Below are 14,068 nucleotides of genomic sequence, written 5' to 3'. Positions count from 1 at the left end.
GAGTTATGCCTTTGGTCCCCAGCCGTCAGGCTGTGGCGAGAGCTTGCTCAACCAGGGCCATGCCGGGGCGTGAGGGCACACTGATCCGGACGGTGCCGGGGGCGCCGAGGGCGCTGCCCGGCCGGACCGAGACGCCGTGCTCGGCGAGTCGTGCGACGAGGTGGTCCTCGTCCTCGGTCCGGACGAGGACGAAATTGGCCTGAGAGGGTACGACGTCGTAGCCGGCGGATGTGAACAGGCCTGTCAGCGCAGCACGGTGCTGCACCGTGTGCCGTCGGACGGCCTGGTAATGCGTGTGGTCCTCCAGGGCAGCGAGAGCAGCGGCCTGGGCCAGGCCGCCAACGGAGAACGGGGCGCGGACCGTGCGCAGCGTGTGGATGATCGCGGGGTCCGCCACGAGGTAGCCGATACGCAGGCCGGCCAGACCGTAGACCTTGGAGAAGGTGCGCAGCACAGCCGCCTTGCCCTGGCGGGCGAGCGGGATGGCGCTTGTGGCGGCCGGGTCGTCGGTGAAGTCGATATATGCCTCGTCTATCACGACGAGGCGGCTCTGCGCGCGCGCGACGAACGATTCGATCTCTTGCCGTCCCAGCGTTGTTCCGGTGGGATTGTGCGGGTTGACCACGTAGGCGATGTCAGCCGCCACATCGGCCATGGCCTGCAGGTCGTGGGTCCAGTTCCGCAGGGGGATCTTGGTGAGACGCGCGTCGACGACCTGGCTGCTGATCTCGTCCACGCGGTAGGCCGGGTCGGCGCACACGACCTGTCCCCCGTGAGCCAGGTAGGCCCAGGCCAATAGGAAGATCAACTCGTCGGATCCATTGCCGACGAGAATGTGCTCGACGCTGACTTCGTGCAACTCGGCCAGCCGCTGCCGCAGGTCCGTCGCCAGCGGGTCCGGATAGTGATGGGCTCCGGTCATCGCCTTCGCCACCGCCGCGGCCACCCTGGGGCTGGCCCCGATAGGCGACTCATTGGAGGCCATCGATCCTGCTGCGGTCAGTGCCTGGCGGCCGGGCCGGTAGGGGGTGATCCGGTCCAGCCAGGGCCTGGGGCGGATCACCGCTGCACTCCGCCCAGTTTGGCGGTCAGGCGAGCCGCGGATTCCCGCACGGCCTCTGTTGCGGTGTTCAAGTCGGGGAAGCCTCCCTTGAGAAAACTGATTCCGACAGCGCCCCTGAGGCCCGCCGGATCGAAGACCGGAGCAGCGATGCACTGCACGCCGGAGGCGACCTGTCCGTCGTCAGTGGCGTGACCGTGTTCCCTGACCCGTAGCAACTCTTCTCGCAGGCGGCCCAGGTCTTCGGCCCTCGTGGTGTGCACGTGCTCCGGCACGTCTTCGGAACGGAGCCAGGCAAGACAGCACTTGCCCACCGCGGTCAGGTGGGAGGGCAGGCGCGCACCCACGGAACTGGCCAGTTGTATACCTGCGTTAACCGGGTCCTGTTTGTAGAGGTACACGGCCTCGGTGCCGTCCAGGACCGCGTAGTGCGCTGTGAGGTCCAACGTGCGGCTCAGGTCGACCAGTTCGGAGGAGATGACTCCGCTGACTCCGGCGATGCGCAGGTGCGCGGCTCCGACCTCGAATGCCTTCAGGCCGACGGTGTAACCCACGGGTTCGCACGCGTCGATGAATCGCTCCTGTGTGAGGTCGCGCAGGATGCCGTGGGCCGTGCTCTTGGGGATCTCGAGGTCTTCGGCGATCTGTTTCAGCGTGACCGGTCTATCTGCATGCGCGACCAGGGTCAGAATCCGCAGGGCTCGGGTGACCGATGTACTCGCCACAACACTCCGTTCGTATATACGAATTGAGATCGCTTATATGAATAGCGGGACCTTAGAGCGACAGGCGCATCGGCGTCAACGCACGGAGGAGTGCGGGCTCGCCAGGGCGAGCCCGCAGGAGCAAGGGCGCAAGCAGCGCCGTGGCACATGGACTGCCGCGACCGACACCCGGCTCGACCGAGGCGACGATGCCAACGCGAGCGCACCGCCAGGCAAGAAGTACCAATATGTTCGTATTGTGCATTGACTTTCGTCGTATTACTTCTCGGCGTGGGGGGGTGAACAGTCATGGCCGAGGACCGGACCGATCAACAACAACGTCCCGTGCGCGAGCCGTCCCTGACGGACACGATCCTCCCCCTGGCCGGGCTCGCCATCCTGATCGCGGGCCCCCCTGGCACTGTTCGACCTCGACGCGCTGGACGGCCCCATCCAGGTCGCGCTGATCCTCTGCGCGATGACGGCGGCCCTGGTGGCGATGAAGAACGGGCACAGCTGGACGGCGGTACAGAAGGCCGGACAGGGCGGCCCTGTCCTCCATCACGAGTGGCGATGTTCATCCTGCCCGCCGTCGGGACGCTTATCGGCGTGTGGAATCTGTCAGGCACAATCCCGAAGCTGGTCTACTACGGCATCCAGGTGCTCACCCCGAACTGGTACTACGCGGCAACAGCCGTCATCTGCGGCCTGATCGGGATGAACATCGGAAGCTCCTGGCCGACGGCCGGCACCATCGGGGTCGGACTGGTCAGTGTCGCCGACATGTTGGGAGTGTCCACCGTCGGCGCCGTGAGTTCTTCAGCCTGCGGTCAACGTTCTGGCCATGGAGAAGGTGCCGGGGCTGTGCCCGGAGCGGCCGAGGTGCGCATCGCCGCCGGCACGCTGCTCCAGACCCTCGCAGGCCCGGCATAATCCGGCACTCCGCAGGCCTCTACAGCGCGGCTGCAGGGGCGGTCCGGCTGGATCCTAGCCCGGCATCTCGTCGCTTTCGTCCTTGTCCTGGGGGCTGACGCTGACACTGCCGCTCGCCTCGTACGACGTCGACGTCGGTATGCGGATCCTGGTGGTACCTGACATGGGCCTCGTGTTCGTGGGGCTCGCACGGTGTTGACCGTGCGGGACCTGCGAGCCGGTCGATGGCCAAGAGCGGGCGCAGCCCCTGGATGCCCCGGCACGCCGTCGCCGGCGAGCAGCCGAACAGCGGCGCGAGACCTGACGCCGTCGGGAAGCATCTCCGATGCCGAGCACAAACACTCAAGCACGCCGATCCGGGCCCGGCCGTATGCCTCTGCCTCGTCCCGCGCCCGGGGGTCCAGCACAATCATCGGGACCGAGGCGATCTCTACGAGAGGTTCGCCGCAGTCCTGCACCGGGATATTGCTTCGCCCCGCTCAACGCGCGTAACTGCGACCAGTACCTGCTGGAGACCTATATCCGGCCGGCCGCGACCACCACCCCCATCTCAAGGACCTCTCGGAAACGGACCGTTCGGTGTACCTGGCTGCCAACGCCTTCCTCACGTGGAAGAACGACCGGGCGACCTTCACCTGGGCGGACCACCTCACCAAGGTGGGCGCGCGGAAGAAGACCGCTGCGACCTTCGACCCGTTCGACCTGTCCGCCGGTGAGAACAACGAGTTCTGCACCGGTACGACAGAGGCCCGCCACTTCACCGAGTACGGGCAGCGCAACGACAGCACCGGACTCACCGGCACGCGCGTGAACAGTGACATCCACGCGCTGCTGAACCTGATGTACTACGTCGCGCGCCACAACCCCGGCCGCGCGAAGCACTGGTGGATACGCGTGGGTACCAAGGACTCCGACAACGCGCTGACCGTCGTCGGCAACGTCGCCGGGAGCCTCCACGGTCTCGGTGACGACGTGAACTCGCTGGTGTACTGGGACCAGGGCCACGGCTCCAACACCGACGCTGCCGACTTCATCACGGGGGTCGGTCGGGTGACCGGGCGCCGCAGGTAACCACCGCGCCAACGACACGACAGGCTCCCGGGCGTGTGCCCGGGAGCCTGTCGTGTCTTCCGTACCGCTCTGCCTGTCCGCTCGACGGGTCAGACGGGCCGGTACTGTCCCAGCTCCGCTCCCGAGGAGACCAGGTCCGCGATCTGCTCGCAGGTGACGAACTCGACGCCCCGCGAGGCGACTTCGTCGAGCCAGTGCTCTAGGGCGAGGAGGCGGTGGCCACGGCCGATCACCTCGGGGTGCATGGTGACGGTCAGGACACCATCCTCGAAGTCCCGCACCATGTAGTCCAGGTCCGCCGTCCAGTTGGCGAACATCTCGGCCGGGTCGCGCAGCCCGGGCATGAGGCCGGACGGGGTCCGCAGGAACTCCAGGTACGGGAAGTCGTCCAGGCTCCAGGCGACCGGGATCTCCAGCAGACCGGCGGGTTCGCCCCAGCGGACCCCTGAATCGTCCAGGGAGTCCGGCGTGCGGCAGGGGTAGGGGGCGTAGTCGTGGCCCATCAGGCTGCTGTCGTAGGCCAGCCCGTGCTCGACGAGCAGGTCGGCCGAGGCGTCGGACAGGTCCCAGGCCGGGGCCCGGAAGCCGCGCGGGAGGGTGCCGGTAACCTCCTTCAGGGCGTCCAATGACCGCTGGAGCACGGCGCGTTCCTCGGCCGGCTCCAGTGCGGCGACGTTCTCGTGGGCGTGCCCGTGCACCGCCACCTCGTGGCCCCGCTCGATGAGTTCGCGCGTGAGCTCGGGGTACGTGAGGGCGGTGTGCCCCGGAACGAACCAGGTCGCGGTGATGCCCCGGGTCTCCAGGATGTGCAGCAGCCGGGGTACGGCGACGGCCGCGAACTCCCCTCGGGAGCGCGGGGTCGCGGTCAGCATGCCCCGGGCCATCCAGGAGGAGAGGGCGTCGAAGTCGAAGGTGACGCAGACGTATCCGCGCCGCGACGTCGACGAATCCACCTGATCGGTAACGGCGTTACGGCTCGGCGGAGTAGTCGGAGTCGTCATCGTTGCTCTCCTCCGTTCAGCTCAGTGGCAGCGCGGCGTTGCCGGTGCCCGCGCCGCCGTCCACGGACAGCGACGCTCCGGTGATCCACTCGGCGTCCGGACCGCACAGGTAGGCGACCGCGCCCGCGATGTCCTCGGGGACACCCGCGCGGGGCCAGGGCTGTCCGCCGCGGATCGAGCGGACGTAGTCCACGCCGAGCGGGTTCACCTCGCTGTCGACCTCGATGAAACCCGGCGAGACCGCGTTGACGTGGATACGGTGCTCCGCCAGTTCCAGGGCGAACGCCTTGGTGAGCATGTCCAGACCAGCCTTGGACGTGCAGTAGTGGGCGGCGCCCCGGCGGGCCCGGGCGGAGGCGCCCGAGCTGATGTTGACGATGTGGCCGCCCGTACCGGCGTCGACCACACGCCGCGCGAAGGCCCGCGACAGGGAGAAGACTGCGGACAGGTTGACGTCCATGACCTGGTCCCACTGGTCGTCGCGCATCTCCAGGAGCGGGGCGCTCGGGTAGAGGCCTGCGGCGTTGATCAGGGTGTCCAGGCCGCCGAACACCTCCCAGGCGCGGTCGACGAAGTCGGGCAGCGAGGCGCGGTCGGTGAGGTCGACCTCCAGCGCGGCGAACGGCCCGGAGTTCTCGGCGACGAGGGCGGTGAGGTGGTCGGCGCGGAGATCCGCGAGGACCACCTTGACGCCTTCCTTGCTCAGCCGCCTCGCGATGGCCGCCCCGATGCCTCCGGCCGCTCCGGTGACGAGCGCGATCCTCGGCTGTTTCCGCTCGGGGGTGCTCACAGTTCTCCTTCTGTCCCACGCACCGTGTCGTGGGTTCCGTCGTAATGGGTCAGGCCGTCGAATCCGGCCCGCAAGTCGCTGTACCGGTCGGCGGCGGGCCGCTCGTCCGGTGGTGCCATACGCCGTGCGCGCCGTGCGAGGACGTCGTGCGCCTGGGCGGCGCCGTCGGCCAGCAGGTCGATGACGCACCAGGCCATCAGCACGGCCGGTTCCAGTGCGGCGAGGACGTGGTCGGTGACCGCGTAGTCGACGCTGTGCGCGTCTCCGGTGGCGCCCGCGGTGAAGGGGTGCAGCACCGGCATCACCGCGCCGAGGTCGCCCATGTCGGTGGAGGCGCCCAGGTGCCTGCCGGGGGCCACGGCGCCCGGGCCGAAGAGCGCGGTCCCGTTGGTCCGGGCCACCTCCACCAGGGCCGGGTCCTGGTGGTGCGGAAGGTAGTTCAGGGTGGTTTCGGTGGTTGCCCTGGCGCCCAGTGCCATCGCACCCGCCCATGCGGCACGGTCGACAGCCGCACAGGCGCCGCGCAGGGCGTCCAGCGTGCGCGCCCGGATCACGACTTCGAGTTCGGCGCGGTCCGGTACTGCGGTGGGCGCGTCACCCCCGTGCGGCAGTACGGCGTTGACGCGTACCGCGTCCTCGTCGCGGAAGGTGTCGCGCTGGGCGTCGATGGCGCTGATCGCCAGCGTCGCCGCCTTCAGGGCGTTCACTCCGTGCCAGGGGGATGAACCGGCGTGGCTGGCCCGGCCGGTGAAGGCGATCCGCTTCACCACCGAGCCGTTGTGGCTGTCCCCGACGCTGAGGCGGGCGGGCTGCCCCGACGTGTGGCAGAGCATCGCCATGTCCACATCGTCGAAGGCGCCCCGGGCGAGCAGGTCGGCTTTGCCGACCAGGTGCTTCAGCTCACCGGCCCGTACCTGCTCGCGTCGCCATTCCAGCTCCACGCTCTCCTCGGCCGGTACGGCGAGGAATGCCACGTCCCCGTCCAGGTGCTGCCGGACGGCGGCCAGGCCGACCGCCGCGCCGATCATCGACGCCACCTGGGCGTGGTGGCCGCAGGCGTGGGCGGCACCGGTTTCCGGGTCGGCGAGCGGGTGCCGGGGCAGTACCAGGGCGTCCAGTTCGCCGAGCACGGCGACGGTGGGCCCCGGTGTGCGCCCCGGCATGCGCGCCTTCACCCCGGTGAGGGAGAGGCCGCTCTCGAAGGGGAGCCCCAGCTCCGTGAACCACCCGGCCACCGTCGCGGCGGCCCGGTGCTCACGGAAACCGGTCTCCGGGTGGCGCTGCAGGTCCTCGCTGAGGTCCAGCAGTCGCTCCCGGCAGGCCTCGATCGCCGCGCGCGCCCGCTCCTTGAGCTGCGCGGCCGGTACGGGGCCGGGTACGGAGGCAGTCACGCAGCACTCACCGCGACGGCCGGGGCGGACTTCTTCTCCGACAGGTCCAGGTGGCGGCCGAGGCCGGCCCGGAACGCCTCCGGGGTCTGCGGGGTGACCAGCGCGCCGACGATTGCCAGGACGCAGCCGACACCGAGGAAGGAGAAGGCCACACCGTAGGAGAAGTGCTCGGCGAGGAAGCCCATCACGAACGGGGAGATGGCCCCGGCCAGTTGGCCGCCGAAGTTCACCATGCCGCCGCCGACACCCGCGTACTCGGGCGGCAGCATGCGCAGCGGCAGACCGAAGATCTGCATGTAGGCGAGGTACATCACGAGGGTCCCGCAGGTCTCCCACGCGATGAATTCGGTGGCCGACCCGGCGCGCACCATCATCACGAGCAGACCGGCCGTGACCAGCATGACGGGGATGACCACGCGACGGTGGTTGCCCTGGAAGAAGCGGTCGAAGAGGTAGCCGCCGACCATCATGCTGATCGCCGCGGCGACCCACGGGACACCGGACATCAGGCCGACGCCGGTGAGCGAGACGTGCTTGTTCTCGCGCAGGTAGGACGGCACCCAGGAGACCAGGCCCCAGCCGATGATGTTGAATCCGCAGAACATCAGGGTGAAGCGCCACATCATCGAGGACTTGAGCAGTCCCATCGCCTGCCGCAGCGACACCTGGGCGACCGGCTCCGGGACGGTCTTCTTCCCGGACGCGGCGGCCAGCTCCTCGGTCGTCAGCGGCTTGGGCATCCCCTTCCACAGCACGAACACGATCATCAGGCCGAGGATGGACACCGCCCAGAACGCCCCGCGCCAGCCGAAGGCGACGATGAGCGGCGCGGCGACGATGGGGGCGATCGCGGAGCCCAGAGGGTTGGACGCGGACATGATGCCGTTGGCGGTCAGCCGCTGCTTTGGGGTGGTTCGCTCGCTCAGCGCCTTGATGGATGCCGCCGGGTACATGCCCTGGAAGATGCCGAAGACGGCCCGGATCGCGATCATCGACGTCAGGCCCACGGCCAGTCCGCTGGTGGCGGTAAAGATCGTCCAGCCGCCGGCGGCCAGCAGCATGGTGCGGCGGGCCCCCTTGGTGTCGGCGAGGATGCCTCCGGGGATCTGCATCAGCGCGTAGGTGATGAAGAAGGCGGTGAGGATCAGGCCCTGCATCGTGGTGCCGAGGCCGAACTCGTCACCGATGTCAGGCAGGGCAAGCGTAATCACCAGCCGGTCGATGTAATCGATCAGCCAGGTCATGAAAAGCACGGCGACGGCGGCCACGGCCACTCGCTTGGCTGAGCGTGCCCTGGAGCTCTTGCCCTCTGTCATCTTCCACCTCCACGCAGATTCCGGTCGTTCACAACCCGGTACCGGTCACCGGGTGGTGGTCAGTAGTGTGCAAACCCGGCGTACCCCCACGGTTTGTGGGAGGCGAAGAGGTTTTCGGGATTTTCTCGTGCTCGACAACAAGTACGTCCGGTCCGAGGGCGAAGAGCTGTACGGCGGCGTTCAACCGCTCGTAAGGATCGCCCAGATCGAGCCCGGTCAGCTCACGGATACGACCCAACCGGTAACGCAAGGTGTTGGTGTGGACGTTCAGCTCCCGCGAGGCCGCCGCGGTGTCCCCGAAGGCGTCCAGGTACGCCGCCAGGGTCTCGGTGTACGCGGTGCCGCGCCGCTGATCGTGCGCGCGCAGCCGGTGCACGGGACCATCCTGGAGCCGCCGGTCGGCGGTGACGGCCTCGCCCAGCAGCAGCAGGTTGGCCGTGCCGCGTACGTCCTCCAGGCAGGCGCTGCGGACCTCGCCCCGCCTGGCCAGGGCCCGTACCACCAGCTCCGCCTCCATCCGGCTGGCGGGCAGCTCCCCCAGGTGGGGCACGCAGGGGCCGATCCCGATACGCGGCGGGGCCCCGACGGCCTCCGCGACGGCGGCGCCGACCCCGTCCGCTGCCCGCCGCATCCCATCCCGGTCGGCCGGACCCACCAGGGCGAGGACGACCCGGGAGGGCCCGGTGGTGGCCAGCGCGCGCCACCGGTAGCCGGCGAGATGGCGCAGCGCCTCCTCGCGGGCCCGGTACAGGTCGGCGGCACCGAGACGGGCGTCATGCGAGGACAGGTCCGCGATCATCACGGAGACCGGCGTGCCGGGTTCGACGGCCAGATGGGACGCGGCCAGGCGCGGGTCGACGTCCCCGAGCAGGGCCCGGCCGAACAGTTCCTCGTCCAGCCGGCGCCGGGCCACCTCTTCCTGGTCGAGGCCGAGCAGCACACCGACAGCGACCGTCGCGGCTTCCGCGAGCAGCACAGTGGCGTTCCCGGCCAACGGTTCGGCACCCTCGGCCACCCAGATCGAGCCGAGGTTCTCCGTCCCTGCGCGCACCGCCGCCGCGATCCTGCGTCCCGCGCCCATCTCGGGCACGGCCGCCACGTCGACCACCTCGGAGCCGGACCAGAGACGCCGGTACACACCGAGTTCGACCAGCCGGGCCCGGTACCCGACCGGGCCGTGCTGGTCGAGCACGGCGGCCCGGCGCATCTCGTCGTCCCCGGGGCCCAGGCGGGAGGCGGCGAGCAGTTCCTGACCGGGCGTGAAGATCATCACCGAGCCGTTGACGAGCCGGGAGAGGGAGTTGGCGAGGCTCACCAGGTCGTGCCGGCGGCCGAACATCGCGGCCCGCCCGGTCCCGGGGCCCATGCGTACGGCCAGCAGGGCGCGCAGCCGTCCGATCAGGTCGGTCCAGTCCTGGTCGGCCGCCAGGGCCAGGACTGCCACCCCGTGCTCCCTACCGAGAGCGCCCGCGTCGCGGAGCCCCGTACCGTCCCCGCCGTTTTTGACGATCACCGCGCTCGCGCCGCTCCCGGCCGCCGCGCGGATCAGTTCCCGCGCGTCGCCGCCGGTCCCGATGCCCAGCAGCAGTCCCCCGGGCCTGTCCGGTCCGCTGTGGCCCGGACCAGCCGGGCTCTCGTGCACGGCCAGGGTGCGGACGGGTACTCCCAGACCGTGCGGGGCGGCCCACATGGCGACGGTTCCGGGGCCCAGGCAGTCCACCACGGTGGCCAGGGTCACAGGGGCGTCGGCACCCGTCTGCCCGGCAGCGCCGGAGTTCTCCGGGTTGTGGTCAGACACGGCCGATCAGCTCCAAAACTTGGGGGGTCGCACAAACCATCGCATGCCGCGGCGGGGCAATCATGCAGAGGCGTATCCCCACGGAAGCCGCGCCAAAGGAGTCCCGCCGTGCCCGCACCCCATGCTCTCGATCCGCGTGATCTGCTCCACCGGCTCACCGCCGAGACCCCGTCCATGATCGCGGATCTGGAACGGCTGGTGGCCGCCGAGTCGCCGTCCTCGGACGGGGATGCCCTGCGTGCGTGCCGTGACGTCCTGGCCGAGATCGGCACCCGTCTCCTCGGCACCGCCCCCTCGGTCCTGCCGGACGACCCCACCGACGGGCGCCCCGGCGGGCTGCTGTGGCGCTTGGGCCCGGCCGACGCGCGACCCGTACTGCTGGTGGGGCACTTCGACACGGTGTGGCCGCTCAATACACTGCAGCGCCGCCCGTTCCGGGTGGACGGCGCCCGGGCGACGGGCCCCGGCGTCTTCGACATGAAGGCCGGCCTGATCCAGGGCCTGTACGGGGTGGCGCGGCTGCGCGAGATGTCCGGCGAGGACTCCCCCGTCGCGTTCCTGGTGACCGCCGACGAGGAGATCGGCTCCCCGGCCGGCGGCCGCGTCGTGACCGAGTGGGCGCGCAAGTCCCGTGCGGCGCTGGTGCTGGAGGGCGCGGCGGACGACGGCGCGCTGAAGCACGCCCGCAAGGGCTGGTCGTTCTACGACATCCGCGTTGAGGGTGTCGCCGCGCACGCGGGCCTGGAGCCCGGGAAGGGCCGCAACGCCCTGACCGACCTCGCCCGGATCGTCGTCGCGCTGGAGTCCCTCGCCGCGGACGACGACCGGATCACCGTCACACCGACGATGGCCCACGCGGGCACGACACAGAACACCGTTCCCGACCGCGCGTACGTCACCGTCGACGTCCGCGTCCCCGATGTCGTGGCCCAGAAAGAGATCGACGCCGAGCTGCGCCGTCTCGTGGCCGCAACGGCGCAGCTCCCGTACGAGATCACGGGCGGCCCCAACCGCCCGCCCCTGGAGGAGGCCTCAGCCACGGACCTGCTGGAGACGGCCCGTATCTGCGCCGACGACCTGGGCCTGGACTGGCCCGGCTCGGCGGCGGTGGGCGGCATCTCCGACGGCAACCTGTGCGCGGCGGCGGGCACCCCCACCCTGGACGGCCTCGGCGCCGTGGGCGGCGGACCGCACGCTGAGCACGAGTGGGTCGACGTGAGCTGCATGGCGGAGCGGGCGGCCCTGGTCGGGCGGATGCTGGGGATCCTGCCGGAGGAGTGAGCCCTGGGCGGGTGCGGGTTACGGGTCCGTACGGTCTCCGGTGTAATTGATGATCGCGGCAGCACCTGACCGGCGTAGACGAGATGATCTCCCGCTGTCCGCGAAGGGCCTCACGCACGGCGAGATCTCCGCGCATCTGGCCGAGGTCTACGGCGCGAACGTGTCCAAGACGACCATCACCGCGATCACCGGCAAGGTGATGGACGGCATGGCGGGATGGCCGAGTCAAGGCCGCTCGACCGCGTCTACCCGGTCGTCTTCATTGACGCCATCAACGTCAATCCGGGTTCTGTCGACGATCTTGTGATCCGGGTGGGCTGGACTCATCGCGCGAGCAGGACGCGTTTGCGAAGGAGATCGAGGCTGGCCCGGCCGAACATTTGGCGTTTCAGCATCTTCAGCCGGTTGATGTTGCCTTCGACTGCGCCGGAACTGTGGGGCATGGACAGGCCGTTGCGGACGGCGTCGAAGTCACGGCGGAGGTTGTGGGCGAAGCGCGCGAGTGGGGCCAAGGAGTCTCGTTCGACCTCGGTGATCCAGTCCTCGAGGCGGTCGCCGTGGCGTGCGGTCATCATGACGGCGAACTTCCTGACGTGCCCGGTGAGCCGGTCCAGTTCGGGATCGCGTTCACGCAGCCGGCGGAGCTTGCAGGCGTCCTCGTCCCGCAGGTGTTCGGGGTGGGTCATGATCCATGAGACACTCCCGACGAACCGCAGGTAGTCCAGCCGCAGACGGAGCTGAAGATTGTGACTCGGCTCCGTGAACAGCATGCCGCTGCCCACGAGCTGTGGCAGCAGGGGATGTCGAAGGCGGGGATCGGTCGGAAACTCGGACTGCACCAGGCCACCGCCCGCAAACTGGTCAATGCCCCTTCCGCGGACGACATCGTCGCCAGGAGCCTGCAGCGGGTGCACATCCTCGACCCGTATGCCGGCTACCTGCATCTGCGCTGGAATGAAGGCGTCAGAAACGCCGCCCAAGGTCGAGTACGTCCACCGGCACACCTTCGCAACCCGGGCCGAGGCCCGCATCAAGATCGCCACCTGGATCGCCGACTTCTACAACGCCCGGCGGCTCCACAGCATTTGTGGCTTCAAGAGCCCGATCGACTACGAACGCGAGCACCGGACCGGCCTCACCGTGGGGCTGGCCGCATAGAGGAAGTCTCCACGTTCCCGGGGGATTGACACACTGCGGTTGCCGGCGCTCGGAGGCGATGCGGTGGGCTGACCGCTCGGAGCGGCCCTTCCCGGGGGCGGCTCAGTTCCGGTGGTAGGCGGCGAGGAGGAAGAGCCAGATCTCACTGAGGTCGGGAAGCAGGCGACCGCGTGCCGCAGCCGCTTGAGCGGGACCTCGCCGGCGATGGCGATCGTCGCGGAGTGCAGCAGCTCGGTGATTCCGTAGCCGACGAAGGTCACCCCGAGAAGGACCTCCCGGTCGAGGTCGACCACCATCCGGGCGTGGCCCTGGTAGCCGTCGGCGTAGAGGTTGGCGCCCTGGGCGGCGTTGAAATCGAGATCGACGACCTTGGTACGGTGCCCTGCCCGGGCGGCTTCCTCGGCAGACAGACCCACCGCGCCCGCCTCGGGGTCGGTGAAGAAGGCCTGCGGCACGGCGTGCTGGTCGGCGGTCGTGGCGTGGTCGCCCCAGGGGGCGTCATCCAGCGGGAGGCCCGCGGCACGTGCGCCGATCGCGTCGCCGGCTGTCCGGGCCTGGTACTTGCCCTGGTGGGTGAGGAGAGCTCGGTGGTTGACGTCGCCGAGGGCGTAGAGCCAGTCACCTTCGACGCCGCGGACGACGCAGGTCGTGTCCACGTCCAGCCAGGAACCCGGAGTGAGGCCGACTGTGTCCAGGCCGATGTCGTCGGTGTGGGGTGCGCGGCCGGTGGCGAAGATGACTTCGTCGGCCTCCAGCTCGCTGCCGTCGTCGAGGGTGAGGCTGACCGGTCCGGCGGGGTCGGGGCGGCGCAGGGCAGTCACCTGCACTCCGATCCGTACGTCCGCGCCCGCCTGGGTCAGGCCGCGTGCGATGAGCTCGCCCGCGAAGGGTTCCATCCGGGTCAGCAGGGAGCGGCGGGCGAGCAGGGTGGTCTGGGAGCCGAGGCCCTGCCAGAGGGTTGCCATCTCGACGCCGACCCCGCCGCCGACGATGACGAGCCGGGCGGGGACGGTGCTGGAATCGGTGCCGTGCCGGTTCGTCCAGGGGCTGGCCTCGTTGATGCCCGGGATGTCGGGCAGCACCGGGCGACTGCCGGTGGCGATGGCCACGGCGTGCCGGGCGATGAGGGTGTGGCATGTGCCGTCGTCCCGGGTGACGGTGACCCGGCAGGGGCCGTCGATCCGGCCGTGGCCGCGGAAGAGGTCGGCGCCGATGGACTCGACCCACTCGGCCTGTCCGGTGTCGTCCCAATCGGTGACGTAGCGGTTGCGGCGGGCGAAGACCTGGGCGGTGTCGAGTCGGCCGGTGACGGCCTGCCGGGCGCCGTCCACCCGCTGAGTGTCGGCGACGGCGACTACCGGTCGCAGCAGTGCTTTGCTGGGGACACATGCCCAGTAGGAGCATTCACCGCCAACGAGTTCACGCTCCACGACGGCGACGCTGAGGCCGGCGGCACGGGCGCGGTCGGCGACGTTCTGTCCGACCGGGCCTGCGCCCAGGACGACCACGTCATGTGTACTATTTATGCGATTTTCTAGCGATTCATTCATTTTTCCACCGCATCA

At 69.7% G+C, this 14,068-nt stretch carries 12 protein-coding genes and 2 pseudogenes; 5 read left to right on the top strand and 9 right to left on the bottom strand.

All coding sequences use genetic code 11. From position 1 onward, the window contains the following. Positions 1–25: 25 nt before the first annotated feature. Both hisC and OG758_RS46520 read right to left on the bottom strand, forming a co-directional pair. Positions 26–1,063 (bottom strand): histidinol-phosphate transaminase, encoded by a 1,038-nt coding sequence (gene hisC / locus OG758_RS46525; protein WP_326715451.1) that lies wholly within the window; start codon positions 1,061–1,063, stop codon positions 26–28. Beyond that, positions 1,060–1,785 (bottom strand): IclR family transcriptional regulator, encoded by a 726-nt coding sequence (locus tag OG758_RS46520; protein WP_326715450.1) that lies wholly within the window; start codon positions 1,783–1,785, stop codon positions 1,060–1,062. The genes hisC and OG758_RS46520 overlap by 4 nt, the downstream gene beginning before the upstream one ends. 552 nt (positions 1,786–2,337) lie before the next feature. On the opposite strand from OG758_RS46520, the gene OG758_RS46515 reads away from it, so the two are divergent. Continuing rightward, entirely contained in the window at positions 2,338–2,697 is a 360-nt protein-coding gene (locus OG758_RS46515) for a hypothetical protein (protein ID WP_326715449.1), read from the top strand. A 579-nt stretch (positions 2,698–3,276) separates the two neighbouring features. Further along, positions 3,277–3,768, top strand: a complete 492-nt coding sequence (locus tag OG758_RS46510) for a hypothetical protein (protein WP_326715448.1) — start codon at positions 3,277–3,279, stop codon at positions 3,766–3,768. A gap of 89 nt (positions 3,769–3,857) precedes the next feature. On the opposite strand, the gene OG758_RS46505 is transcribed toward OG758_RS46510, so the two are convergent. From OG758_RS46505 to OG758_RS46485, 5 genes are read right to left on the bottom strand one after another with little or no spacing between them, the layout of a single operon-like run. Then, complete coding sequence (locus OG758_RS46505; RefSeq protein WP_326715447.1) at positions 3,858–4,769, bottom strand: polysaccharide deacetylase family protein; 912 nt, start codon at positions 4,767–4,769, stop codon at positions 3,858–3,860. Positions 4,770–4,785: 16 nt separating this feature from the next. Next, positions 4,786–5,559, bottom strand: coding sequence for an SDR family NAD(P)-dependent oxidoreductase (locus OG758_RS46500; RefSeq protein ID WP_326715446.1), 774 nt, complete (start codon positions 5,557–5,559; stop codon positions 4,786–4,788). Further along, positions 5,556–6,950 (bottom strand): amidohydrolase, encoded by a 1,395-nt coding sequence (locus OG758_RS46495; RefSeq protein ID WP_326715445.1) that lies wholly within the window; start codon positions 6,948–6,950, stop codon positions 5,556–5,558. The genes OG758_RS46500 and OG758_RS46495 overlap by 4 nt, the downstream gene beginning before the upstream one ends. Then, positions 6,947–8,266: an MFS transporter gene (locus tag OG758_RS46490; protein ID WP_326715444.1), complete on the bottom strand. Its 1,320-nt coding sequence runs from the start codon at positions 8,264–8,266 to the stop codon at positions 6,947–6,949. The genes OG758_RS46495 and OG758_RS46490 overlap by 4 nt, the downstream gene beginning before the upstream one ends. Before the next feature lie 28 nt (positions 8,267–8,294). Next, positions 8,295–10,064: a PucR family transcriptional regulator gene (locus tag OG758_RS46485; protein WP_326715443.1), complete on the bottom strand. Its 1,770-nt coding sequence runs from the start codon at positions 10,062–10,064 to the stop codon at positions 8,295–8,297. A 108-nt stretch (positions 10,065–10,172) separates the two neighbouring features. Between OG758_RS46485 and OG758_RS46480 the strand changes: the two genes are divergently transcribed. Together OG758_RS46480 and OG758_RS46475 are read left to right on the top strand one after the other, a co-directional pair. Further along, a complete protein-coding gene (locus OG758_RS46480) occupies positions 10,173–11,345 on the top strand; it encodes a M20/M25/M40 family metallo-hydrolase (RefSeq protein ID WP_326715442.1) in 1,173 nt (390 codons plus the stop codon). 56 nt (positions 11,346–11,401) lie between these two features. Continuing rightward, positions 11,402–11,624 (top strand): annotated as a pseudogene (locus tag OG758_RS46475) (transposase); the annotation flags it as partial. 44 nt (positions 11,625–11,668) lie between these two features. On the opposite strand, the gene OG758_RS46470 reads toward OG758_RS46475, so the two are convergent. Next, positions 11,669–12,115, bottom strand: a complete 447-nt coding sequence (locus tag OG758_RS46470) for an ISL3 family transposase (protein WP_442810440.1) — start codon at positions 12,113–12,115, stop codon at positions 11,669–11,671. Between the two features lie 184 nt (positions 12,116–12,299). Between OG758_RS46470 and OG758_RS46465 the strand changes: the two genes are divergently transcribed. After that, a complete protein-coding gene (locus OG758_RS46465) occupies positions 12,300–12,503 on the top strand; it encodes an IS3 family transposase (protein ID WP_326715440.1) in 204 nt (67 codons plus the stop codon). A 102-nt stretch (positions 12,504–12,605) separates the two neighbouring features. On the opposite strand, the pseudogene OG758_RS46460 reads toward OG758_RS46465, so the two are convergent. Next, positions 12,606–14,053, bottom strand: a pseudogene (locus tag OG758_RS46460) (dihydrolipoyl dehydrogenase family protein). Positions 14,054–14,068 lie beyond the last annotated feature (15 nt).

Origin of the sequence: Streptomyces sp. NBC_01474, from assembly GCF_035918215.1 — a bacterium.
In the GTDB taxonomy this organism is placed as follows: Bacteria; Actinomycetota; Actinomycetes; order Streptomycetales; family Streptomycetaceae; genus Streptomyces; species Streptomyces aureus.
This window is presented reverse-complemented; position numbering and strand designations above follow the sequence as displayed.

Bases quoted from the DNA above. Each gene is read 5' to 3' on its own strand.
- OG758_RS46515 (WP_326715449.1), top strand. From the start codon at position 2,338: ATGTTCATCCTGCCCGCCGTCGGGACGCTTATCGGCGTGTGGAATCTG.
- OG758_RS46505 (WP_326715447.1), bottom strand. From the start codon at position 4,769: ATGACGACTCCGACTACTCCGCCGAGCCGTAACGCCGTTACCGATCAG.
- OG758_RS46490 (WP_326715444.1), bottom strand. From the start codon at position 8,266: ATGACAGAGGGCAAGAGCTCCAGGGCACGCTCAGCCAAGCGAGTGGCC.
- OG758_RS46470 (WP_442810440.1), bottom strand. From the start codon at position 12,115: ATGCTGTTCACGGAGCCGAGTCACAATCTTCAGCTCCGTCTGCGGCTG.
- OG758_RS46465 (WP_326715440.1), top strand. From the start codon at position 12,300: ATGAAGGCGTCAGAAACGCCGCCCAAGGTCGAGTACGTCCACCGGCAC.